This window comes from Haloarcula sp. Atlit-7R (assembly GCF_003666065.1).
Classification (GTDB): Archaea; Halobacteriota; Halobacteria; order Halobacteriales; family Haloarculaceae; genus Haloarcula; species Haloarcula taiwanensis.
In genome coordinates this window covers 1-23993 of record NZ_QXIK01000016.1, presented here as the reverse complement: position 1 = coordinate 23993, position 23993 = coordinate 1, and the positions used below count along the sequence as shown (strand labels likewise).

The following is a 23993-nucleotide window of genomic DNA, read 5'->3' as shown; positions in this document are numbered from 1 at the left end:
TACAGAGTTCAATCAATGCTACACATCGGCGATGCGGATTCGTCGTCGTCATCATCGTCATCTGTTTTGTTACTGTTAGAACTGATATCATCACCACCATCGGACATTATGCCCATCCCCCAAATAAACGCAGTATCCTCGGGATCAACCTCATCGGCGTCATCAGACTCCTGATCCTTGTTTGGATTCCACCGGAAGGCGACTTCCGGGCACTCAAATGCCCGTTGGTACTTGTTTGGCGGGACATCAACCGCGAACTTGTTCTGGCAGTGGGCACAGGAATAGAGATACTCAAGTATAGACGAGGATACTCGCTCTCCTGAGACATCATCAACTGAAACACAGAATGGACATGCGAGTGGAATAGTCGCATCCAGTTTATCGATCTCTTGTTGATCGAAGAGTGGACCAATGAAGTCGCACTCTTCACAAGTGTACTCAACAAGGATGCGATTCCGCACTGTTGTCGTCGAATTTGTCTCCTCTAATGCGCCATCACAACCAGACTCAGGACAAATCGTGTTCAGCGTGTCGAAGAGATTCCCGACAAATTCGGGTCCGAACCTCTTTTCAGCTCGTTCGACCGGCTCAGGCACTGCATCACCCTCGGACGAGGAACGCCGTCGATCCTCCAGAATCTCTTGTGCCCGGTTGTATATCCCGTTTGAAACACACTGGAGTTCTTCCCTCGTGTTGACCACTTTTCCTTTTAGCGTCAGTTGTCCTAAGCAGAGCGGGCTCTCAAGAATTGTCTTTGTTTGGCTGTCTGTGAGCGGATCGTCTTCTAGCCCATGTTCATTGTTCACTTGACGTCTCGCTTTCGCCCTGTTTTCTGTTTCCACGTAGTTGTCGAACAGGTCGGGAATGACACTTTGCCCTCTCTCAGTAAGAGTGATATATTTCTCATCGTCAGTCGTGTAACCCCAGTGCGGTTCCCCGAATGGGTATTTCCCCTGTTCGAGATATTTGAGTTGGCCATCCTCAGCGTTCTCTTTGATCCGGGAGTACCATTCTCTCGAGAATAATACTTCCCGGACCAGAATTTCGAAGTCTTTCCGTTCTTCCCAGTCAAAGAAGCCATGGTTGTGAGAATACAGGATGATGCCATGCTTACGGAGTTTCTGGAGGTAGTTGATGCTCTCCCATGGGTCAGATCTGGTCAACCGATCTAACTTCCATATTCCTAATATATCAAACTCATCGTTCTTGCCCATTTCCAATATCTCATTCAGTGATTGACGATCCATCTGGGCACCAGATTCGGCGCGTTCTATTTCGGCAACAATTCTACCATCCAATTTCTCAGCTCGTTCCCGAAGATCAGAAAGTTGTTTGTCCGTGCTAGTATTGTCTAGTTGATCTTCACTACTCACACGTGCGAGGAGTACCCACCTCTTGTCTTTCATCGAAATAGGAGGCAGGAAACTGAAAATTATACCCCCTCTCCCGATTTCAGGCCCTATTTGAAGGGTTAGAATCAGACAGGTTGCAGCCATCGCGAAGCCAGCTACACGTGCGATATATGCACTTGATAAGTAGTGCCTGGACCACTCACCTGTAGGTGTGTTGTCCAGGAGGTTTTTATTAGAGTTGTATATACTTTTTATACGGCTAGCTAAGCTGAGGATATCAGTGGTTGGCATTAATCTCCTACATAGTTTTCCCAACCCGGAAACATCGCCGATCCTAGGAAAACCGTTGTCAGCCCACTTGCCATCTTCGTTGCTACTTGTTTGGTCTTTCACCGTACCGCCCTCTTCCCAACGTCCAGCAATCTTTGATTTTGTCCGTCTCTGCATACGGTGACAGTGGGGGTCTACCCTCTCCAACCTCAGAGTGAGGGGGCGCCCCAACCCCAAAGAAATATATGGGTGTAATAATTTACACAACTGAGTTGCGGAATAAACAGTCGAAACTTATTTATCATGGCAGTAGATCTTAGGTATCTTGGGCATGTCAAACGAGATCATTGCCGAGATCGGGACACCAAGATACAAAGATGGCTCAAGTCCGTCTGACTCGCCAAACTATGCACTCACACCGAATCAGTGGCTGTACTTAATGGATGTTGAGTCACCGAGTTCTCCAAAAAATATTAGGAAAAATAAAGTTGAGATGCTACCAGAGCGGTTTGGGGAACTTTTTGAAGATATAGAGGCGTTTAGGTCTCATAGCGTATTTTCTGAGGGTATTGGGCCCAATGGAGATCAGATCTGGGATGAGATTTGGGAGAATGTTATTGCAACATCATACCAGGCACGCCCCTCCTTATCGATTGGGAGAAACAATTTATCAGAGAAAGAAAGGTATCAGCGAGAGTTTGGTATTCAAATTGGGAGGTGCTTAAAATATATGAGTGAGCCGACAAAAAGCGGAAACAAAATTGAAATTCTCTGGGGCGTGCTCATGGGTCTATACGCATCAAGGATCGATTCTCTGGACTCGCCACTTAATAGTACTACAGAAGAGCAGTTGTCTAATCTTCAAGAGATTCTAAAAGAATTGACTGAGCGGTGTGAGACATGGTCAACAGTTGCACCAATTAATCAATACTTGCATTCGAAGGGAGAATCAAACTTATTAGAATTAGATAAATTAGCAGAGTCCGTGATTCAAGATTTTGGAATTACTCCCACTGACATTCTTGTTTCACACTTAATCAATGAAACAGATATAGAGAGGAGCCGTCTGAGAATGTCTAAATGGAATAAAGAAAGGGCCGAAGACTCTTTTCAATCAATAATGGATGATTTAGTGAGTTCAAAGCCAATGAAATATGTAGACAACCTTGCTGAGGTTCTAGAGGAGGACACAGAGGCGCTTAAGCAAGAAGAATTTCAGGGTGAAGAGGGTATTAATGTATTCAACTCCGTATATAATGCCGACACCCCTATTCCGATCTCAGATCTTAACTTCCGCAAAGATAGAACACAGGGAAAATATATACTCCGGAAATTAGCTGGTAACAAAGAAAACTCGGGGAGGTGGGCAAATCGACCACTTTTGGAAAAGAAAAAAAGTGGATGGGTAACTACGGATCACGGTGAGGGGGTCGGTTACGTTTTTTCTCAAGACTTACAAATTCGCCCTCTGCTTCATGCCTCAATGGTTTTTCTTTAGAGCGTGTCGTAGAGTGAATCTCAGAACTTCTCACAACCCGGTTCATTTCCTCGTTGGGAGTTGTTGATGGGAACAACGAGGCAGAGACAGAGTAGGTGCAGACTCGTTCCATCTCGTAGAGCGCGGTAATCGGATTGGGAAAAATTCACGTGGAGAATGACGAAATGAAGGTATCAAAGGTGTCGTCGGTGAAGTCGAGTGCCTGATCGTCCATCTGATGGACAGCGCCGTCCAGTTCGATCCTGTCGAGTTCATTGCGGGCGTAGGTGAGCATCTCGTCGCTGATGTCGCTCCCGACGACTTCGCTGGACGACGGCAAATACCGGAAGTTCTTCCCAGTTCCACAGGCGACGGCGATACCGACCAGCGAAAAGCCAAGAGTTGTTGCCATCATGCGAGTTTGCCAGCGACATCTGCATATGCGTCGGCGATCTCGTCAGCCGATTTCGAACACCGTCGTACCGATTGCTGTTAATCGGTTTTGTCGTTGTGTGTTCGATGCTGCTGGTCTGCCGTGTCGTGGGAATTTATTGGGTGCAAGAGTTGGCTCTCCGTTGAATACGGTTATATGTCAGGGCAAAAATACCAATAAATTTGTTTGATTTTGATAATATATCAGATCTGCTTCAAAACCTGAGTTGAGCGGAAAACATCGCTCGAATAAACCGGGCTATCGAGCAGTACCGTCTGCCCGAGACACTGGCTATTGACGTCCCAACACTCCTGCTGACAGGCACCCAAGGGCAACCACATCTCAAAGACGGCATCCTTGCGGTGGATGACGCCCTGCCGGACAGCCAACTCGTTGAGGTTGCAGGCGTCGGTCACGGAGGCCCAACGGAAGCACCGGATCGGGTCACAGCTGAGGTCCGCAGTTTTATACACAAACTGAAAATCTGATTCCGGAGGGGAGCGACTAACCAATTCTGGAAGTGGCGCAAGGACTATACCGATACGTCGAAGGATACTACAACCTTTTGAAGGCGGAGGCCCCATCCCGCAGAAGCGAGTGTTTACTTAGATCCAGAAAAAAGTAGACAAAGTAATTCACTGCTATCCCGCGATTGCGGCCCCAAGAACGTGTGGACAGATACTGGCTGGTCATGATTATCCCTGTAATCAACATCTCAGAGTGTCTCAGTCTTGAGTTCAGAGTCACCTATCCAACCCGCCGGGGAAGTAAAGTTGCTGGCTCTCAATTATACTGTATAGTTGAATTACTAGGGCTATGAGACACACTGGCCAACCGCCTCTCCCAGATTGGATCCAGAGTGCCTACCAGACACTCGAGAGAGCGTACGCCACAGGCACTGACGAGCTCTCCAAGAGTGAAGCACATGAGTTCCTTCTCGCTGAGTCTGAGGATATTGAGGAGCAGGCTGATGCAGTATACGTGGTCGATCGGCTTCTTGACCGTGGCTGGCTCTACGAGGTCGATGACCAACTCCGTAAAACCGAGTAACACAATCCTATCAGCCATGTTAATAATATTCTTGACTTCAAAGAGGATGCTACAATCTCCCTGGAGCCGAGGACGCTATTTAGGGACGGGAATGATCGTTCGTTGATTGGGCAGCTGCTCACGGATGCAGTAGCGACGAGGAACCACGACAGCTATCCCGAACTGACCTCACCAAGTCCGATTGCTCGTGGTCCAGCAACTCAATGAAATAGGGGTCATTGCCGGGGTTGTTGATTCGCGACAAAGTCTCGTCTGCGTCTGCGTGTTTAACCAACAGACAGGCACGAAAAATTAGAAATGTTGGTTAACTAGATACGCTCTTATGTAGAATTGTGGAAAACCCCGATAACGAGATAATCAACGATTGACTCGGTGGATTGGCCAGCCAGAGTGAGTGACAGAACGATGCCAATAACTAACATAGGGGCGGATTGGAAAGGAAGTGTTGGTTAATCTCGCACGCTCTTATGTAGAACTGTGGAAGGACCCGATAACGAGACAATCAATGGTTGACTCGGCGGATTGGCCAGCCAGAGAATGAGCAGAGTCTACCACAGCAAATGACGCTCGGAGGGTTCAAGTCGAAACCCACTTCCAGTGATTAGCCGGTATTCCTACGCAGGAAACCACCCCGTTCCAGTGCAGAGGATATCACACTCACTCGCTCGTACCCGAATCGAGGACCACCCCGGGCGTCGAGTGTAAATGGGCATTAAATCGCGTATCACACCATTCAAACCCTTATATAGATATTCTTGGGATCTATCAGTCCGAAAGTTCGAGTGAGACACCCCGACTGTCGAGTGTAAAATCGTGAATTACTGATCGGGGGAAAACCGTTGATCAGATTCAATGGCACTTTGTACGACCTTAGGCTCCTCCAGTAGGTAGTAAAAATTAGTCATGCCTTTCCCACGGCCGCGTCCAACCCTATCCGTGACGCCGAGGATATCTAGAAACGCCTGTTCATTCAGCCGATCAGACATCCGTCTTTGTGAGAGAGGGTTAATATCTAGTGACTCCGCGAGCTGCTCGTACCGTTCATAGATTTTACGAGTAGGGAACTCTTCCTGATTGCTCCCCTCTGCAATCAATGAAAGGGCGTACACTGCTGCTTTCGATTGTGTAGGCTGATCTTGGAGAAGCTTAGAGAATCGATCGATATCCGCTTTCTCACGTGCATTTCGGACATGGTTTTCTTGCACAACATCACTGTTATCGTCTTTTGCAAGTTCGCCTGCATTTCGAAGAATATCTAGTGCTTTTCGAGCGTCACCGTGCTCTTGTGCAGCGAACGCAGACGCCAGAGGAATCACATCATCGGTGAGGACACCTTCACGAAATGCATCCTGGCGATGACGCATAATTTCGCGGAGCTGGTTTGCGTCGTAGGGAGGGAAAATAAACTCACGCTCTTGCAGACTACTGAGGACTCGCTCATCGAGAGAATCTTTAAACGAGATTTTGTTGCTGATCGCGAGGATACCAACCTTACACGAGTCGATCTTCCCGGCTTCACCAGCTCGGGAGAGTTGCATTAGCACGTTGTTTTCCTGGAGTTTGTCAACCTCGTCGAGAATGATGATAACGACATCATGGAGAGTATCAAGTATCTCCCAAAGACGATCATAGTATGCATTCGTCGATAATCCCGAAGGTGGTACAGAGATATCTGTTTCATCTGGTCGGTTGAATGTCCGACCGAGTTTGATTACCACCTGTGTCTCTGTTGTTGCTTGAGTACAATCGATATATGCGCGATCAAGTTTCGTACCCTCATCGTGAGCGAAGTCTTCAGCACTTTGAGTAACGTGTTTGGCAACGAGACTCTTGCCAGTTCCCGTCTTTCCGTAAATTAACGTGTTTCTGGGCTTTCCACCTCGGATTGCAGGATGAATGCTATTGGCCAGGTTAGATATTTCATCTTCACGGCCAATGATCCGCTCCTCATCCGGAATATGTTCGATATCGAGAAGCTCTTTATCCGCGAAAATCGGATCCTCGCTTTCCCAAATTGAGTCGAGGGAACTCTGTTTCTCGTTACTCATATGAATATATGACCCCAGAGGAGCCACCTCATATTACACACGACAGTCGGTGTAGTATATAAAACTATGCCTCCATCACACACCATCTGTCGAGTGTAAACGATTGATTCTACTGTTAGTAGAGCCTATACGGCATCAATAGTATAGTGTATTTCCAAGGAGAAGAAAATAGTACACCCCTCCGGGTGTCGAGTGTAACACTGGTAGTCACTATGTCTCTTTAGGTGTTTAGTGAAGAACGTTTTTGAAGACACACACCCCGGGTGTCGAGTGTAAACTGTCCATGCTGACTGTCTAAGACCTTCTTACCGTTAGATAGAGTAGAGAGAAATACGGTTAACACGAGTATACAGACTGTCTGCGGACAGATCGATGACTCAGTAGGGATTGCTGTGCAACTCATGTGTTGTCCAGAGATAGCTATGCATTGGAGTACTAGAGTTGCTTATAAATGATATTGCTAGTGCTTCTATATCCGACTTAGACCCGCTCATACCACATTATATGATTTATTTATTGCTGATACAATAAAATATATAAATAGTATATAGCTAGTAGTAGTAAGAAAAGCTGAAAAAAGATCTTAGGGCTCTCTACCACTCGAAAACAGTAGCTAACAACATTAGGCGTACTACAGTGTTCTGATCGGGTACCCACCATCCTGTTGATTTACACTCGACACCCGGGGTGTGTGTCTCCGTATGCTCTGAAGCTAGTACGGATTACAGGGAGAAGCACGACCAGTTATTCTATTTCGATTGAGAGCTGTCACTTCTGATTGGCGGGGAACACACAAGCGCAAATCGAATACGTCGATACGGAGCCAAAAGTCTCAGAATCCCCAGAGTTGATTTCAGAACGGTCGGGACGAATCAGCTGCTCAGTGGGTATGCGTATTGACTGCCATTGGTTCTACCAGTGGTAGTAGGTTTTCTGAGCGTCGTGCAAGATGGAACGCGCGACTCTTGCACGACGGGTCAGTCTAATTGAAGTCGGTGTCACTGCTCAATACAGACAAGATATTTACAGGTGACATATCTGGCTGGGATTATGAAGCGACGACAGTATCTCTCGGTTGTCACCCTCTCACTGGTTCCCGCAGGGTGTCAAGCTCCGCCGGCACCCTCATCGTCTGAGACACCCTCCGAACTATCGTCGACAGCAACCTCAAGTGAATCCCCGGCACCAACTGCTCCAACAGAATCGATAGCGACAGAATCTCCAACTGAGCAGTCACCGACAGAATCAGCGACCGGGACACCTGATTACGAGGATATCAAATCGTTCTCCACAACGACACCGGAGTGTCCCGGACCGTCGATATCACACTTACGAGGGACAGCGCTGATTTCTTACAAACAGAGACAACGGTGGCACCTGATCAGTCGACAGAGGTTCCCACTGGTATCACTGAAACAGGTGACTATCATCTCACTGTAACCAGTGGGGAGAGGGAAGACGATTCTCCGGTAATTGTCAAGGAGTTCACTCTGCGTGCGGGGCTCGATATTTTCGTATTTTAAACTCAGGAATAGAGATCGCTATGCAAGAATAGAGTCATTAGCTTGCCTTCACGTTAGACAGGCATTTGTAGTGAGCGGATTGTTCACTTCTTTTGGCACGAAACAAACAGAGTCGTGTATTATACTCATCCTCTGTGTGCAGTACGGAGCATTTACAGCGTTACGGAAGGTTGTTGAAAGGTATGAATCACCCGACACAAGCGACGAGTACGCCTCAATTGGCGATTGTATTTCTCCGCTGAGGCTAGTGTCAGTACTTCACAAAGCCGGTTAGTTGAGAGGTCTGCTTGCTGAAGGTGTGTCTAATACCAAGCAAGCAGACGGTGAAATCCAGGAGGACCAGCTCCTTAACTTCCTCGTCAACACGCTTGACGAGGAAGTTTCACTCAGTCTCGGCGCTAATGCTGAAATCGGATCTGAGGATATCTACGAGGTCCTCGTCGGCGCTTGCGCCGACGGGACCTCGGTATCTGAACTCTGTGAGACCAGTAAAGACTCTCCTCACCAAAACACGATTCTGTACCACCTCCGCGAGAAGTTCGACCTAACGTCGGTTGAACAAGTCGGGAACGCACTCCTCCAAAAAGACATTCTAGAGGTTCTCCCTAAGCAGGTGGAGGTCGTCGCAGACCTCCACCTGCGGCCCTACTACGGTGACGAGGACGAAACAGCTGGCCTCTATCACTCGGAAGCAAAGCGTGGAACCACCGCATTTCACGCCTATGCGACACTCTACGCGCGTGTGAAGAATAAGCGTTACACGCTGGCGGTGCGCCGTCTCGTCGACGGCGACACCGCCAGCAGTGTCCTCGCGGAGTTTCTTGGTCTGCTCGACGGCCTTGACCTCGGCGTCAAGGCCGTCTATCTTGACCGAGAATTCTACGATAGCAAGTGTCTCACGCTGCTTCAAGCCCACAACTATGCGTACGTGATGCCGATCGTCCGATGGGGAAAGACGATCAAGCAGGAACTGTCGGAAGGATGGAGCCGTGTAATCCAACATGACCTGACGAGGAAACTCGACGGTCACAGCTGGACCGTCGAGTTTCCCGTCTACATCGACTGTACCTATCAAAAAGGGCGGTACGACGAGCACGGAGTGGCGCGTCACGGCTACGCCGCTGACGCGCCGTTCATTGACACACCCCGAGATGCCCGATACCACTACGCGAAACGCTTCGGTATCGAGGCCAGCTACCGACTCTCTGAACAAAGTATTGTGACGACGACAACGCAGAATCCGGTTGTACGGCTGCTGTACGTCGTTGTTAGTCTACTCTTGCAGAATGTGTGGCGGTATCTCCATTGGGAGTATGTGGCGACGCCCCGCCATGGCGGGCGTCGCCTCTGGTCCTGGTCGTTTGAGGAGTTCATTAACATGCTCTGTCGGGCAGCGTGGACGGCCCTCGCGGTGCGTCGGGCCGTCCCCGCGAACCGGCCACCGGACGACCGGTTCCACCGGTAATCGCCGACCGAGGACGCTACCTTCTGAGTGGCAACGCTGCCGCGTCGGCGGCTGATCGCCGCCGACAGCGGCAGCTCCCCCTTCGATTAGCGTTCTTCGACCACTATCGACGACTCATCTCAACAGAAAAGGTGACTCTGGTCAAGTTAATTGGCGATGCTTTGTGAGGTACTGAGTGTAGATGGACGCGAATCGCCAGACTGCACTACTCTGATCCGGAACCTTTCAACGGGCGAGTGGAAAGCAACTCTATTGCGTTCATTGGCAGACCTAACCCGCCGCTGTCGGGCAGTTTAACCCTAAAAATCCGTTACGGATGCTGAGGCGTTCGCTCGCCTATCGAACGAAATGTCTTTTCGGGCGTGAGGCGGCCGAATTCGAGGGCAGACGATTGTCCATTCCACCGGGTCGGTGCCGCAGTTTAGCGGACGAGGAGTTACCCTATCCTCTTAGGTCTGATTCGTGACGTTGTGGTCGAACTCTGCGGCGTGGTCACGGACGAAGTCGGTAAGCGACTGTGGAGGACGACCGAGTACTCGCTGAACGGCGTCAGTGACTCGACTGGCTAGACCGAGTCGTGCCGTCGTGTAGACGACTGCTTGGACGAGTGCGAACGGCAGTGACACGCCACGCCGGGTCGCTGTCACGGCGAACTCGACGAGTCCGGGATTCGCGTACTCGATATCCCGGTCCAGCACGTCCGAAAAGATTGCTGCGGCGTCGTCGTACGTTAGTGCCTCGGGACCGGTTACGGCGTAGGCACGGTTCCGATGGGTCGAATCGACGAGCGCCTCGACGCCGACGGCGGCGACATCTCTGGCGTCGACGAAACTGGTCTTCCCGTCACCAGCGGGCATGAACAGTTCGTTCCGCTCGGTAATCTCAGCCCGATGGACCACGTAGAAGTTCTGCATGAAGAACGAGGCTCTGAGGAAGGTGTAGGTCAGGTCAGTTTCCTGCAGATGGCGTTCGATACGGCGGTGGGGCAACAGTGGGTTCTTTTCCGCACCGAGTACCGAGAGAAAGACGACGTGCTCGACCCCGACTCGCTCAGCAGCGTCGATTGCTGGCGTGATGTGGCGGTGGACACGAGCCATCTCCGGTGGCCGGACCAGAAACAGCGCGTCGATATCCTCGAAGGCTCTCCCCCAGGATTCGGGCTTCTCGAAGTCGAATCTGACCAGTTCGGCGTCGTCCGGCAGTGTCTCCCGCGCCCGCTCGACCGAGCGCACGCCGGCGCGAACCGCAGCGTCACCCTCGGTCACTCCACGCGTGACGTGGCGTCCGACGGTCCCGGTTGCGCCGGTGACCAGTACCTGCGTCATCGGTCCGCGATTTTCGGCATCTCGTGGACGTACTGGTTGTCTTCGAGACAGTCGAGGATAAATTCGGCAACGTTCGCGCGGGCGGCAGTATCACGCATTCCGAGTGTGATATCTGTCCCGTGGCGGAACTCACCAGTGTGGGCATCTTCGGTAAGTCTCGGGGGACGAACCACGGTCCATCGGGTGTTGCTGTCTCTGACCATCTCGACGTGGTCGCGGGCGTCTTCGAGGACCGACCGTGCCATCAGTTTCAACAACGCGCCCATAACTCTCCCACTGAGGGTCACCGACTCACCGTCTTCACGGACGCCTGCACCGACCAGCGTTATGAGTCGCTCGACACCATTCTCGTCCATCGCTGCGAGCGCGTGGCCGCCCGCAACGGTCAGGAGGTCGTCCGGTCCATCCGATGTCTGCCCGAGGACACTGACAACGGTGTCGACGGGGTTGCCATCGCCGCCGATGGCACGCGCAACGTCTTCGCCGTTGTAAGCGTCACCTTCGACCACGGTCACGTGACTGTCCTCTTGCACCGTTTGCGGAAGTCCCGCAGTATCCCGAACGAAAGCGACGACTTCGTGTCCCCGTTCGAGCGCCTGATCGATGAGTGGCTGTCCGGTCCGGCCCGTCGCACCGAATAGTACGATTCGCATACTGGGTATAGCGGCCATATGGTAATATACTTACAGCTTCAAAAACACGAAGTATTGGGCGATAAACCGCCTCTATACCAAAGATACAAATCGAAAAGCTACCTTCTATAGGTATCGATGGCAGAGACTGACGAGACTCCCGAGATTCCAGAATTACCTTCGAAGTTGTCCCGCGAGGAAGCTATCGCTCTCCGAGAATCGTTTGATTCCGACGAACAAGAACGCATCCAGCAGACCGTCGCGGACCTCCTCGACCTCCTCGGAAAGAGGCACACGATGGCCGTGCTGAGTGCGTTCGCCTTTGCAGATGGCTCGCTCCGATTCAGTGCCCTCGAGACCGAACTCGACATCGCCCCGAACACGCTCTCGACACGGTTGCAAGAACTGACGGCGGCAGGACTGCTCGACCGTGAATCGTTCGACGAGGTGCCGCCTCGCGTCGAGTACACGCCGACGGAGAAGGCGGAGTCACTGTTTCCCGTGTTCGCACATCTCCACCACTGGGCAATCGACTACGAGGTCTAACTTCGGATTTTGTAGTTACATCGAATTGTCGAAGGTGAAAACATAATGCCACATCGCCAGTAGTAGGGGTATGTCTCCATCGGCACCGGACGATACGGTCGACCCCTCTATGGACGGCTACAGTCCGGACACGGAGAGTAGCGCAACCGATGACAGAGAGCGACTGGCTATCGATGTCGATGGGCTCGAACTCATCTACGCCGACGGAACTGCCGCGGTGCAAGGAGTGGATATGACCGTCCCGGAGGGAGAGTTCTTCGGCTTTCTCGGCCCGAATGGGGCCGGGAAGACGACGACAATCAAAGTGTTCGCGACGCTCCTCTCCCCGACCAGCGGCGAGGTCCGGGTCAACGGCTTCGACGTTCGTTCGGAGGCACGGAAGATACGGGAGACCATCGGATACATGGCACAGGAGACTAGTATCGACCCGGAACTCACTGCCGAGGAGAACATTCGGTTTGCCTGTGAAGCGTATGGCGTTCCACGAGGAGGACGAGCCGAGCGCGTTGCTGAACTGCTCGGTCTCGTCGATCTCGTGGACGTCGCCGACAAGCGCTCCGAGGAGTTCTCCGGCGGCATGAAAAAGCGTCTTGACGCCGCGACCGCGCTGGTCCACCGCCCCCCGCTCGTCTTTCTCGACGAACCGACGACCGGCCTCGACCCGAAGGCCCGCAACCGCCTGTGGGAGTACTTCCAGCGTATCAACGACCTCGGAACGACGATTTTCCTGACGACACAGTATCTCGAAGAGGCCGACCAGCTCTGTGACCGACTGGCCGTTATTCTCGACGGGACTATCGTCGCGGACGGGAGTCCTGCCGACCTGAAACGGGAAGTCGGCGGTGAGGTTCTCGATATCGAGCTGGAGGACGGCGCTGACGCCCGAGCACGCGCTGCAGCCATCGCACGGGAGTTCGACGCCTTTGCGGATGCAACGGTGACCGAGACTGAGACGGGCATCAGTGTGACCGCCGAGACGGCACGGGAGTACGGGACCGACTTGCTGGTCGCACTTCGGGACGCGGGGTTGACAGTCACCGGATTCAACATCCGGGCTCCGACGCTCGATGACGTATTCCTCGCTATCACTGGTGATGAACTCGACACCGATGAGATGGACACCGGACGCTCGGAGTTGTCACAGTGAGTTCACCAAGTACAGACGGACAGAGCGACTCGTCGGTCAAACGAGAGGCTGCTCGCTCCGGAAACACGTTCGTTGGCGACGTGTGGGTGAACTTCAAGCGCTGGAACCTCAAGGCCGTCCGGAACCCGTTCGTGCTGGTCGTCTCACTCGTCCAGCCAATCATCTTTCTGGTGTTGTTTACCGAGGTGTTCGGGAACGTGGCCGGAGGCGCTGTCAATCAGGGAATCCCGGGGATCAACTACGAGACGTTTCTGGTGCCCGCCATCGCCATCCAGGTCGCACTCGCCGCAGCTATCACCTCCGGCGTCGGACTGGTCAACGACATCGAGAGCGGGATGTTCGAGAAAGTGCTCGTCACGCCGATGAACCGGACGGCCGTCTTCGTCGGCAAGACCGCCGCAGAGGTGTTCCGAATCGCGGTCCAGATTGGTATCATTTTGGGACTCGGCGTCCTCCTCGGCGCGGAAATCGTCACCGGGGTCGTCGGTGCCATCGGGATTATGGCCATCGGCGTTCTTTTCTCGCTGTGGTTCGTCGCCTTCTCGAACACGCTGGCGATTCTCACCAGAGACCAGGAATCGACGATTATCGGGGCGAACCTACTGCAGTTCCCACTGCTGTTTCTATCGAGTGCGTTCCTCCCACTGGCGGCGCTACCGGACTGGATTCAGACGTTCGCCCGCATCAACCCCGTGACCTACGGCGTCGATGCGACACGCTCGCTCATGGTCGGTCGAGACGTGATGACCGTCGTCGATGTCGCGTGGTTCAATGGTGTCCTGAACGGCGTCGTCCCCGGCGTTGCCGTCTTGGTGGCTCTCGCTGTCCTCTTCGGTGGTGTCGCAGTGTATCTGCTGTCCCGTGTGTCGAGTTCAGATGTGAAATAACATCGCAAAAACGGGACAACCCCTACTCAGTACGACTCGGCCCGAGGAACGACCGATTGAATCCTGCACTCGTTGGCTCAATTGGTGATTGGTTTTCGTGACGGAGACCTATGTAGATGTACGCGAATCACTAGACACCCGAATTCGAGAGATTGAATACTGGCCATCTATCAGGGCTCAGACTATCTTCCTGACTCGTGCTGAATACATCCTCTATGTCTTGCAGGGCGCTTGTAATAGACTTCTGAGAAGTCGTCCCTGGGTGGGTAAGTGAGCCACCTGTACGGATCGTTAGATAGCTTAGTCGAGAACGCTGCAAGAGACACGACCAGTTTCTTGGTGAGAGCCATCACCTCTAATTAACGTGAGCCGCACGAGCGGAAATCGATTACGCAGAGACGGAGGCAATGGATATTTTCCACAGGGTTGATTTCAGAACGGTTGGGATGCACCAGCTGCCAGTGGGCCTGCGAACTGGTCATCCGCTACATACAGAATCAAAGCTACCCATTGGGGAGTTCATCTTGATGATCATGCATCAGTTTAATCAGTGGTGCAATTTCATCTCAGTTAGGGCCTTTACTGATATTATTACTATCTCGGTCCCACGAGATGTAGCCCATGTCATCAAGTTTCGGCAGGTGGGTATGCACGAGCTCCGATTCCAGAACATCTGCTTCATCTGACTCTGATAGGATGTCGAGCGGGTCGCGGTTACTGTCGTCCTGCGGGTTATGATCTAGTAGTGCTACAAGTAACTGCCGTCGATATGGATTCGAAAGAGCGTCCAATATGTCGTTGACGACCTTTTCTCGTTGCTCTTTCTTCATGCGGATGTTAAGATGAGGAGACAGTTACTATCACGACATTGTGTACCATGTACTGTATACCAAGTAGTGCTAATTACGTCAGAATCGCTTCATCGGGTTCTTTGTGCTGCGCTTATACTCTGAATCATGCTATAATATCCCGGTGTTTATTTCGAAGCGCACTCCTTGAGTATCATGCTCGGCCAGCGTGATCGACCAACTATGACGCTGAACGATTTCTTTGACGACAGGAAGGCCGATACCTGAGCTTCCGTCGGTGCTATTGATATCTATTTCGAAGATATCATCCTGCGCTGCTGTATCGAAGCCAGCCCCATCGTCAGCGACGTAGAACCCATCGAGACCGTCGCCCATGTAGAGAGGCCCGACCTCCAGTTGCGATGCTGTAGTGTGGTCAAGTGTATTACTGAACAGCTTTTCAAACATTGTCTGCAGCAGTGATTCGTTCGCAGGAATCCGTTCTATCGATTCTGTTCGGAGTGAGACCGTCTCGTCTCCAATAGCCAACCAAGCGTCTTCTGCCACCGATGCAACGTCTACCATCGACATCTCTGAGACAGTGTCGTTTTCTCGTACCAACCACAGTGTGTCCTCGATGATGTTGTCGAGTCGCTTGACATGCCGTTCAACAGCGTCTAGATGGGATGGTTCACCCAGCTCGCGGTACAGTTCGAGTTGCCCATCAATCACGGTCAGCGGATTTCGAAGTTCGTGAGCAAGGACGCGAGCAAGACGCTCCAAGTGCTCTTTCTCCTCTTCAAGATTCTCCCGTAGTTTCTCTGTCTCGTTTTGCTGTTCAATGATGTCGGTTATCTCTTGAATAGTGCCTCGCACTTTCCGTGTTCGTCCATCGCTCACTTCTGCGTCTCCACATACGCGGACCCACTTGACGGTTCCTGATGCGGTGATAATCCGGATTCTCAGGCTAAAGGCCTCGCCCGTCTCAAGTAGTGTCTCGAGCTTGGTTTCTATTTCTGGCAGATCTTTTGGATGGTAGAACCCGAGTGCCTGATCAACCACCGGCTCATATTCCAGCGGAAGATCGTGGATTTCGTATACTTGCTCCGTCCATCGCAACTCCTCTTTCTCAGGGTCATATTCCCATGCTCCAATATCCGCAAGGGCCTGAGATCTCCGTAACAGGTCTCGGTGGCGGTGGAGTTGAGCCTGCGTATTGGCCATTTCTATCGTAGAGAGCAACCGATGTTTGAGTACCGACTGATTTGCCGCCGTAACACCATCACAGAGACAATCGTCGACCAGAGAGAGTGCTTCCTCACTTGCTGCCTGTAACCGAGCCTCACCGATGACGAGTATGATCGGTGTGTCTGCCCACCGATTGCCAGCAATCCCGATTGCTTCTTTTAGATCCGCTATATCAAATACATCCGACACCAGCAGACAGTCGACTGACGATGGTGTCTCCTCCGCTGGAAGGTCGACCGGATCAGTCACTTGCTCGATGGTGAATGCCGGTATCTTATCGAGCTCGCTCACGACGGCCGGAGTCGTGTCGCCAGTGGTTGTTACAAACAGCAGCTGGTGCTGACTCATGAGTACTACTCATCTGTACACCCAGAGTATCGATATATATCACTGTCTCTCAAAATATCAACCGTGATGGCGTTATTGTCAACAGAGTTTCGGTATCTCTGCACCCTCTGTATCGGTCACAGCGCATCTGACAGACACCAAGTGGATTCAATCGGTCGTACTGCATACAACCTCTAAGTCGGTCAGGCCCCTTGTGACGGGAATCAGAAGTATTCGACCTAATTATCTCTATCGTTCACCTGTACGTGATCGTCTATGAGGAGATGTAGTCGATTTCTTGGTTCGCTACGGCCTCAGTGTGGTCGTCCACGAGCGATGTCAGGTAGTGGTCAACGTCCGCAGCACTGGTGAGCGTCGCCAGCGACCACCGGAGAACATTACTTCGGCCCCCGAGTCGGTCGCCCTCGTAGTCGTCGTCTCTGAGCGTGAGAGCCGCTTCGTGATAGGTCTTCGTGGAAATCAGGACCGTGATGAGTTGTACGTCGTGATCTGCATGCACCGAGTGCGAATCAGTACGACGCGTGGACGCTCGATGTAGTGCTCCGGGACTGTGAGGGTGTGCCGCCGGAGGAGCTACGAGAGTTAGCGTTAGGAGGGTTGACGTTGCAGCCGACGCCGTCGCAGGCTTAGTCTCAGCATGCCACGGCGACAGTGTAGCGAAAAGCGCTAACCAACAATAGCTTGCCAATAACCGTGACTGTTGGTTAGCCGAGAACCGCTTGGCTTCTGACCGTCGTTTGTTTCTCACGACTTTCCCAGACATATCCCCTCAGTGAATATCCGAATTGACTGGTGGGATTTCTACCAGCTCATGAAAATGTTCTAATGTCCGTTCAAGATACAGAGTGCGTATTTTGCGGTAAACAAATCGAAAACTCTACTCTACAGTATCTTGAGCGCACCAATCTCTGTTGCTCTGGGATGCCGTGGGGTATAGGTAGTGACCACAGGGTGAGCGACGTTTCGTTGCCTCATCGACGCTAAGTAGGAATAATTAAACTGGCTGAATTCCTTATTTAAATTTGTGACCGGCACTAGGGGTGTGGCATCGCTTGTTGGTATCCTTCTCATGGTCGCCGTTACAGTCATTGTTGGGGCAATGCTCTCGGTAATGGTATTAGGTATCGGCGAACAGTTGGACGCAGCAGGCGAACCCCGAGTCTTTGAGGATGCTACCATCGAGCTGGGGGCTGAGTACCGTTCCTGGAATGGTGGCGGTGGTGCGAACAACCCAGATGTAGACATCATAAATTTGGTATATCAGCAGGGTCCTATCTTTGAGAGCGACCAAATCGGTTCAATTCTGATCAAATGGACAGGTGATAACGGATACGGTGGGCAATTGCGGTTCGTTAACCCCTCGCGTTTTACCGACAGCACGGACCAGCAGTACCACTCTGGTGATGTTGGTACTGTCTGTACCGGCGAGATTCAGGCTGGTGGGGTGTTGACGTTCCGGATGGTACACAACGAGGGTCAGGAGGGTGGAGATACTGATCCTGCTGACACTATCCCCGGAACGAACGAGCAATTTGGTGTCCGGTACGTAGAATCAGGGTGGAACGGTATCGTCGCGAACGGTGAACCGTTCTTTTCTACCGAGAACCGCTACCCAATTGAGTACAGCGGGGACCGACCAATAGAGCCGGGAGATTCTGTCGAGATCTGGTTTCTCGGTAACGAAGACGAGATTGTGCTCGCAAAGAGTTCCGACGTTGCTAGCCAGTATACTGGAACACCAACCGAAAGAGATTCGGCTCCTACTGGCTGCTAAGCCCGTCTCACTGTGCCGTACGTGGCCTCAGAACCTCACTAAACCAGTTAGGGGAGGAGGGCTGCTCGTTGAACTATGAGCAAACAACAGCAGCAAGCAGACGGAGAAACGCAGTAGCACTATATCGTGGGTACCGTGCTGAATGCTCTATATTTTGCACTGGCTGAGCTGCCAACAGACAGGGAGATATCCCTGTCCCAGTGTGTTCGGGAAGAGCCGTGCAGTGGCCGGTATGGGAGAGTAGTACAGTCCGCTTCCAACTGGGAGTAACTGCGTCCATTCGTCTTTAGCTAACACCAATGGTAATTTTCAGTCGCATGGTTATAACTACGAGTATTAGAAGGAACAATTCCGTCGGTTGAGTCGCTGCTCCCTCTCAAATCCTGCGATGACCAATGATAGAATCGGTGGCTTTCAGCGTGCTGGTGTGGAGTGAAGGCAAATTGCGACCGAAAATTACGCTCTAATGGTATTACTGTGAGTATTGAGGTTGTAATAGAACGATTACCACACCAAAGAGCAGGGTAATGCTGAGATGGTATGGCCTCAGCGACCCTGCAAGATGATCCTTCGGTAGAGACGTTCTTTAATGTCGCGGAGACCGAGACGCTATCGCTGTTTGAGCATCTCTCCTTCGAGTTTCTCGAAGAGTTCGACGGGTTCGCCCCGGCGGAGACGGGGCGAACACGAGAGCACAAGCCACCGGAAATGGTGTGCGGCTTCCTCGACAGCTACTATCATGACATCTACGGTATCCGTCCTGTTGAACGAGAACTTCGGAATACGGTTGTCTGGCTGAGTTGCGGCTTCGATCGACCGCCGTCGAGAGACGCGGTCGATCGATTCCCCACCGACCTTGGACACGTCGTTGACGAAGTTTTTCACCGACTCGTCGAGCAGGCCGCCGCGGCCTGCTCGACTTGACCTACTGCATTGATTCAACCGATGTGAGGGCACTTCCCGCCGATCAAGACGCCTCAAAGTGCTATGATCCAACCGCCGAAGAGTACTACCACGGATACGGCTGCACGATTGTTTCGACCGGATCAAAGATTCCGATAGCAGCGGGGTTCACAGGAAGTAAGCAAGCGCCAAGAGAGACGGCGATGCGCACCACATGTGACGCGCTCGCCGTCGCCAAGCCAATGTGGATGGTCGGTGACAGTGCCTACGATACGCTCGACTGGCACAACCACCTGCTGACCGCAGAAGTCGTGCCGGTCGCTCCGTACAATGCGCGAAACACCGAAGACCCGAAAGACATCGAGTACAGGGTCGAAGACCGCATCGAACAACACGGCGACGGTGAATACGCCGATGGAGACGTTCACGTCAATACCTGCGAGAGCCATAGACCGCTGGCGCGATCCTGGCTCTCACCCCATCGAGGCATCTCAAAAGACAAACGAACACTGCATCTCAGAGTGTTCCAACTTCGTCGTCGTGTCTATCGAAAACCTGGAAAGGAAGCGCTCAAAAGCATCCTCAAAACTGCACTCTAACTCACCAACAATCTACGCTACAAGAGCGACGATCGATAAAGAGGGTGGGTTAAGCAGAGAGGTGCAGATGGTCCTCTATGCTCTATGCCGAAAGAATAAAACACTGGAGAGAGACGCTAATAGATTGATTCAGATCGCCTAACAGACCTACTAACCGACGACTTCTGGAACGTCCAAACAACGCCGAGAGGGTGTATCCATCAGCGAAACCGATATTTGTACAGACTTGATATCCAGTCTTGAAGCTTAGACGTTCTCGATCAGTATGGCCTGAGCTCTTGTTTTGGCTTGTTTAGGCTCTAAGGGACGTGCTGTTCCGACCAAAACGGTAACCAGGGGTCGCAAGCCTGACCGTTTGTGCCAGCATAGTTGCCTAACCAGCTTTCTGATTCGGATACGACGTATACGTCTTCCCCGTTGAAAGTGTCCCCACCGGCATGGGTGAGCACGACTGTCGTACCGTTTTGGCTCTTATGAAAGTCTACTAACGGGCCGCCTTGTGCGATATCACCAGCGGACCCGAGTACGAACGTACCGATTATCGCCGCCAATATAACCGTTACCGCAACCATGAGAATTGTCCCTATCACTGGAGCCACCCCTCGCTCATTTTTAAACCCGAATAGTGAGGGAGAGACTTTGAGAGACACTTACTTTTTTAATAATGTACTACACCCTTTAGAGAATCACGGTCTGGTTATCATTTAATGAGGGTGCTTGTCTGAACCGAACTAGCGCCTTAGGCCTCAAACTCAATTATTAGCCTCAATGAAGTGGTGATAATAAGTGACAACAAATCAGTCCAATTATCGAAAATGATTCTAGAACCATAAGAATCAAAAATACTGCTATGATACCTAAAAGAAAGTAATGGCTCCCACCCGCGGAGGCCATACGGTAGAACGTTTAACATGACCACTGGAACAGACGCTGTTGAGGACTTTGCCACTGATAATAGGGGGCAGACGTTACAGGACTATGTCTTTGGTGTGAGCGTTTTCCTTTTGACTGTCGCCGCAGTGGTGGGGGGTGGCCTCCCGACAATGTTGGCAACGTTTGACGACGGGACACGCGGGGACACGGACGCACAGGCCAAGCGGATTGCCGATCAAATTGTAACGAATACCTCTCTTGGCCCCGGAAACCGGCTAAATGTGACGCTGGTAGAGGCAGTGGCTGGAAGTGATGTTGACACCCTTCAGAACCGATATCGTCTCCCAACGACTTCCACAGTGAACGTCACTATTAGAAAACCCAGCGGGTCCGGTACTGTCGTCACAAATAATGGGGTGACCCTCACTGCTGGGCGTGACGCTACGGGGCGCACCTTTGGTAAGGCCGTTCGGCTTATTACGATTGGAGACGGCAGTTGTGACCCTGCCTGTCAGTTGATCGTGAGGGTATGGTGAAGATGTCGGGTACGGACCGCGGTCAGGCCTACAGTCTAGAAGCCATCGCAGGGAGTGTTATCGTCGTTACAGCACTCCTATTCGCTCTCCAGTCAATCATCATCACCCCGACCACCTCAAGCGGTGTCGACCCCGATGTCCGGAAAGATCTTCGGGCGCAGGCGAGCGACACGCTAGTGATTGTCCATAGTAACGAGACGACAGATCTCTCCTATTACACCCGCAACTGGGTCCCTGAAAGCCGGACGTTTGAGGGGGCACAGAACCCAAGCGTCGGCTACGGAACTGCTGTACCGCCTGGAATATTCGGAGATATACTCAATACGACGTTCAGCCAGCGGTCGCGACTCTACAATGTCGAGGTTCTCTATTTGGGTGTGAACGCAACTGATGACCGTGGCCGAGTGCCGATGGTCTACCGGGGCCAGCCTGCAGAGGGTGCTGTGACCGCGAGTTACACGGTGACGTTATACGACAACCAGACGTTGACATCCGGTAAGACCGGTACTGCCGAACTCTGGGAATACGGGACCGACCCTAATAGCGAGGCGTACTATCCGATTCCGAATGCGGTTGAAGGACCGGTGTACAACGTTGTGGAGGTGCGTCTCACCGTATGGTAGCCCGTCAAGACCGTGCACAATTGCTTTTTGTTGGGGCGATAGTCCTGGCATTTCTTGTCGTTGGTATCGCTGTCGTCGTCAACACCACACTCTTCGTCGAAAACACGCAGACAGGTACGACGGGAAGCCAGAGTCGGTCACCAGGCATTATCGACAATGAGGTTACGGGTTCACTCCGGACTGTTGTCCTGCGCGTGAACCACCAGACACGGAATCATAGCGCCACCGAGATTGGGATATACGCTAACAATAACGTCACCAGACTCAGTACTGCGTTAGGCGAGTCGTATGCGGCCTCTAGCTCGTTATCTGTCTCTGTCAACTACCGAAACACATCAAGCCGATTTGGGAGCCGTGTAGTTCAGACCGGCGACAGCACTTTCGAGAATGTCTCGCCGGATTGGACTCCAGTCACCGGGGGCTCACAGCGGGAGCTTGGATGGTTCGTTGTGAATCTCAACGCGACAGAGAGTCAAGACGACCCATTCCATGCCAGCGCATCAAACGGGACTGACTCGGTGAATTTGACCATCGACAAAGTGAGCGACACAGAGTTCTGGGTCAACACCTCAAGTCCAACCGGAAGCGACTCAGTCCGCTGTCAACCCCGTGGGGGCCGACTGTTCCTTGACCTCCGACGCGGTCGGTCAGTGACTGACGACAATTGTCGGTTCAACGGTACAAGCGAACTCAACACGGTCTCACAGGTGAATTTTGCGGGCGGAGACAATGCAGTCGGGAAATACGCTATCGTGACGAACTCGTCGTCAGCGAGCGTTCCAGCCTGTAAAACAACCACCTCACGAACGGAGCCGTGTCATGCACCGGTCGTCTGGAATGCGAACACGACTGTCAGCGTTGTCGGATCTAAGGTTCAATATGAGAGCGACAAGAATGTCACTATCTATCCGAGCAGGGGGCAGTAGTATGGCCGTACACGATCGCGCTATCACTAACGCCCTCTCGTACGTGCTGACGCTCGGTATTACCACACTGTTGATAACTGGATTGACCGTTGGCGCGGCAAATATGCTTGAAAATCAACAGCGAGATGCCACACGTGAAGAGTTGGAGACAATCGGGAATCGGCTTGCGAGCGAGGTTACCCGTGTCGACACGCTGGCACAGCAGGGTGGCGCAGCCACGGTAAGCGTCAGCCAGCCGTCCCGAGTTACGGGGGACCGCTACTCGATCTCTCTTCTCCACGGTGCGAGCGTTTGTAGCGGCGGCCGCCTCGCAGCAAGCGTCGATACCTGTCTCAGGCTCACATCGATTGACAGCGAAATTACGATCAGGGTCCCGATCCGTAACGAGTCCAAAGTTTCACTGGCTGTGGCCGATGAGGGGACATTCCAGCTTCGTGCGAACGCAACCAACACCACCGGTGGCAGTGAAGTTGCTAGTCAGGATCTTAGTAGTCGTATCGGTGTCGGCGAAGACGTGAGCCGTGATACACTTTCTCTCGTTGGCGGCGTCGGCAACAGACCGCCGGTCGCGAGTTTCGACTTCGAACCGGCTTCACCGTGGTCTCGCCAGCCCGTCACGTTCAACGCCAACGATTCTTTCGATCCTGACGGTTCCGTGACTGAGTACCGATGGGACTGGGACGGTGATGGAGCGGTCGATCAAGTGACGACTGACCCTACGGCGACACATACATTCTCGAACGGCGGCGGCTATAATGTCACTCTCACGGTCGAGGACGACGAGAGCGCGAATACGCCACGCTCGCAGTTCATCGATGTTAGCGGTCTGGAGTATAACCGTGATATGACTGCAGTAGGGAGTGACGACGCGACGATTACGTTCACCGTCACGAACAACGTCGGGAGAGAAGTCGAGATTACGCACGTTCTCGTCGATCCGGCTGATGATAGCATCGACAGTATCGATGGTGGAAATGAAATCGATATCGATGCTGACGATCAGGATGGTGAGCTGGACGACAGTTTCGCTCTTTATGATAGTGGCCGAATCGTTGAACTCGACGATTCCGCAACACTATCTGATGGATCAACGGCAACAATCGAGATTGGAGATTTCGAAGACAGCACGGCGGTCAATATGAACGGAAAGCGTGTCCGTATTGGCCTCAAGTACAATATCGGAGGTCGGACAAACTCAACGCGCTTCGAGGACGTTGTTG

The 23993-nt window shown here is 52.3% G+C and carries 18 protein-coding genes and 1 pseudogene; 11 read left to right on the top strand and 8 right to left on the bottom strand.

All coding sequences use genetic code 11. The annotated features are described in order from the left end of the window. Positions 1-8: 8 nt before the first annotated feature. On the bottom strand, positions 9-1799 hold the full coding sequence (locus tag D3D01_RS19820; protein ID WP_121513463.1) for a recombinase family protein: 1791 nt from the start codon (positions 1797-1799) through the stop codon (positions 9-11). A 154-nt stretch (positions 1800-1953) separates the two neighbouring features. Here D3D01_RS19820 and D3D01_RS23550 point away from each other — a divergent pair, with 154 nt between their 5' ends. Continuing rightward, a complete protein-coding gene (locus D3D01_RS23550) occupies positions 1954-3120 on the top strand; it encodes a hypothetical protein (protein WP_147439955.1) in 1167 nt (388 codons plus the stop codon). A 145-nt stretch (positions 3121-3265) separates the two neighbouring features. Here the strand turns inward: D3D01_RS23550 and D3D01_RS19810 are convergent, their stop codons facing one another. Next, the gene (locus D3D01_RS19810; protein WP_199725504.1) at positions 3266-3511 is read right to left on the bottom strand and encodes a class I SAM-dependent methyltransferase; all 246 of its coding nucleotides are present in this window, start codon (positions 3509-3511) and stop codon (positions 3266-3268) included. Between the two features lie 837 nt (positions 3512-4348). Here D3D01_RS19810 and D3D01_RS23800 point away from each other — a divergent pair. After that, positions 4349-4582, top strand: coding sequence for a hypothetical protein (locus D3D01_RS23800; protein ID WP_158600518.1), 234 nt, complete (start codon positions 4349-4351; stop codon positions 4580-4582). 818 nt (positions 4583-5400) lie between these two features. Here D3D01_RS23800 and D3D01_RS19795 read toward each other — a convergent pair. Next, positions 5401-6630, bottom strand: a complete 1230-nt coding sequence (locus D3D01_RS19795; RefSeq protein ID WP_121513459.1) for a Cdc6/Cdc18 family protein — start codon at positions 6628-6630, stop codon at positions 5401-5403. A 1821-nt stretch (positions 6631-8451) separates the two neighbouring features. On the opposite strand from D3D01_RS19795, the gene D3D01_RS19780 reads away from it, so the two are divergent. Beyond that, positions 8452-9618: an ISH3 family transposase gene (locus D3D01_RS19780; RefSeq protein WP_121513456.1), complete on the top strand. Its 1167-nt coding sequence runs from the start codon at positions 8452-8454 to the stop codon at positions 9616-9618. A gap of 449 nt (positions 9619-10067) precedes the next feature. Here the strand turns inward: D3D01_RS19780 and D3D01_RS19775 are convergent, their stop codons facing one another. Then, positions 10068-10943 carry an SDR family oxidoreductase gene (locus D3D01_RS19775; protein WP_121513455.1) on the bottom strand — a complete coding sequence of 292 codons (876 nt, stop codon included), beginning with the start codon at positions 10941-10943 and terminating at the stop codon, positions 10068-10070. After that, complete coding sequence (locus D3D01_RS19770) at positions 10940-11596, bottom strand: NAD(P)-dependent oxidoreductase (protein WP_121513454.1); 657 nt, start codon at positions 11594-11596, stop codon at positions 10940-10942. The genes D3D01_RS19775 and D3D01_RS19770 overlap by 4 nt, the downstream gene beginning before the upstream one ends. Before the next feature lie 117 nt (positions 11597-11713). Here D3D01_RS19770 and D3D01_RS19765 point away from each other — a divergent pair, with 117 nt between their 5' ends. From D3D01_RS19765 to D3D01_RS19755, 3 genes are all read left to right on the top strand, one after another. Further along, on the top strand, positions 11714-12121 hold the full coding sequence (locus D3D01_RS19765) for a helix-turn-helix domain-containing protein (RefSeq protein ID WP_121513453.1): 408 nt from the start codon (positions 11714-11716) through the stop codon (positions 12119-12121). Positions 12122-12230: 109 nt separating this feature from the next. After that, entirely contained in the window at positions 12231-13268 is a 1038-nt protein-coding gene (locus D3D01_RS19760) for an ATP-binding cassette domain-containing protein (RefSeq protein WP_121513452.1), read from the top strand. After that, entirely contained in the window at positions 13265-14155 is an 891-nt protein-coding gene (locus D3D01_RS19755; RefSeq protein ID WP_121513451.1) for an ABC transporter permease, read from the top strand. The genes D3D01_RS19760 and D3D01_RS19755 overlap by 4 nt, the downstream gene beginning before the upstream one ends. Before the next feature lie 959 nt (positions 14156-15114). Here the strand turns inward: D3D01_RS19755 and D3D01_RS19745 are convergent. Together D3D01_RS19745 and D3D01_RS19740 are read right to left on the bottom strand one after the other, a co-directional pair. Beyond that, a complete protein-coding gene (locus tag D3D01_RS19745; RefSeq protein WP_121513450.1) occupies positions 15115-16539 on the bottom strand; it encodes a HAMP domain-containing sensor histidine kinase in 1425 nt (474 codons plus the stop codon). A gap of 253 nt (positions 16540-16792) precedes the next feature. After that, positions 16793-17038: a hypothetical protein gene (locus D3D01_RS19740; RefSeq protein WP_199725502.1), complete on the bottom strand. Its 246-nt coding sequence runs from the start codon at positions 17036-17038 to the stop codon at positions 16793-16795. A 543-nt stretch (positions 17039-17581) separates the two neighbouring features. Between D3D01_RS19740 and D3D01_RS19735 the strand changes: the two genes are divergently transcribed. Together D3D01_RS19735 and D3D01_RS19730 are read left to right on the top strand one after the other, a co-directional pair. Next, positions 17582-18313, top strand: coding sequence for a type IV pilin (locus D3D01_RS19735; RefSeq protein ID WP_199725501.1), 732 nt, complete (start codon positions 17582-17584; stop codon positions 18311-18313). A gap of 540 nt (positions 18314-18853) precedes the next feature. After that, positions 18854-19815 (top strand): annotated as a pseudogene (locus D3D01_RS19730) (transposase). A gap of 299 nt (positions 19816-20114) precedes the next feature. Here the strand turns inward: D3D01_RS19730 and D3D01_RS19725 are convergent. Continuing rightward, positions 20115-20387, bottom strand: a complete 273-nt coding sequence (locus D3D01_RS19725) for a type IV pilin (RefSeq protein WP_394343410.1) — start codon at positions 20385-20387, stop codon at positions 20115-20117. Positions 20388-20726: 339 nt separating this feature from the next. Between D3D01_RS19725 and D3D01_RS19720 the strand changes: the two genes are divergently transcribed. The 3 genes from D3D01_RS19720 to D3D01_RS19705 all read left to right on the top strand — a co-directional run. Continuing rightward, entirely contained in the window at positions 20727-21224 is a 498-nt protein-coding gene (locus D3D01_RS19720; protein WP_121513447.1) for a hypothetical protein, read from the top strand. Next, on the top strand, positions 21218-21847 hold the full coding sequence (locus D3D01_RS19715) for a hypothetical protein (RefSeq protein ID WP_199725497.1): 630 nt from the start codon (positions 21218-21220) through the stop codon (positions 21845-21847). Before D3D01_RS19720 ends, D3D01_RS19715 begins: the two co-directional genes overlap by 7 nt. A 927-nt stretch (positions 21848-22774) precedes the next feature. Beyond that, positions 22775-23993 (top strand): PKD domain-containing protein (locus D3D01_RS19705; protein WP_199725495.1); only part of this gene is annotated, 1219 nt, incomplete at its 3' end.

What these genes read in the sequence shown, in the direction of transcription:
- D3D01_RS23550 (WP_147439955.1), top strand. Translation starts at nt 1,954, where the DNA reads ATGTCAAACGAGATCATTGCCGAGATCGGGACACCAAGATACAAAGAT.
- D3D01_RS19745 (WP_121513450.1), bottom strand. Translation starts at nt 16,539, where the DNA reads ATGAGTCAGCACCAGCTGCTGTTTGTAACAACCACTGGCGACACGACT.
- D3D01_RS19770 (WP_121513454.1), bottom strand. Translation starts at nt 11,596, where the DNA reads ATGCGAATCGTACTATTCGGTGCGACGGGCCGGACCGGACAGCCACTC.
- D3D01_RS19725 (WP_394343410.1), bottom strand. Translation starts at nt 20,387, where the DNA reads ATGGTTGCGGTAACGGTTATATTGGCGGCGATAATCGGTACGTTCGTA.
- D3D01_RS19765 (WP_121513453.1), top strand. Translation starts at nt 11,714, where the DNA reads ATGGCAGAGACTGACGAGACTCCCGAGATTCCAGAATTACCTTCGAAG.
- D3D01_RS19715 (WP_199725497.1), top strand. Translation starts at nt 21,218, where the DNA reads ATGGTGAAGATGTCGGGTACGGACCGCGGTCAGGCCTACAGTCTAGAA.
- D3D01_RS23800 (WP_158600518.1), top strand. Translation starts at nt 4,349, where the DNA reads ATGAGACACACTGGCCAACCGCCTCTCCCAGATTGGATCCAGAGTGCC.
- D3D01_RS19810 (WP_199725504.1), bottom strand. Translation starts at nt 3,511, where the DNA reads ATGGCAACAACTCTTGGCTTTTCGCTGGTCGGTATCGCCGTCGCCTGT.
- D3D01_RS19795 (WP_121513459.1), bottom strand. Translation starts at nt 6,630, where the DNA reads ATGAGTAACGAGAAACAGAGTTCCCTCGACTCAATTTGGGAAAGCGAG.
- D3D01_RS19820 (WP_121513463.1), bottom strand. Translation starts at nt 1,799, where the DNA reads ATGCAGAGACGGACAAAATCAAAGATTGCTGGACGTTGGGAAGAGGGC.
- D3D01_RS19760 (WP_121513452.1), top strand. Translation starts at nt 12,231, where the DNA reads ATGGACGGCTACAGTCCGGACACGGAGAGTAGCGCAACCGATGACAGA.
- D3D01_RS19775 (WP_121513455.1), bottom strand. Translation starts at nt 10,943, where the DNA reads ATGACGCAGGTACTGGTCACCGGCGCAACCGGGACCGTCGGACGCCAC.
- D3D01_RS19720 (WP_121513447.1), top strand. Translation starts at nt 20,727, where the DNA reads ATGACCACTGGAACAGACGCTGTTGAGGACTTTGCCACTGATAATAGG.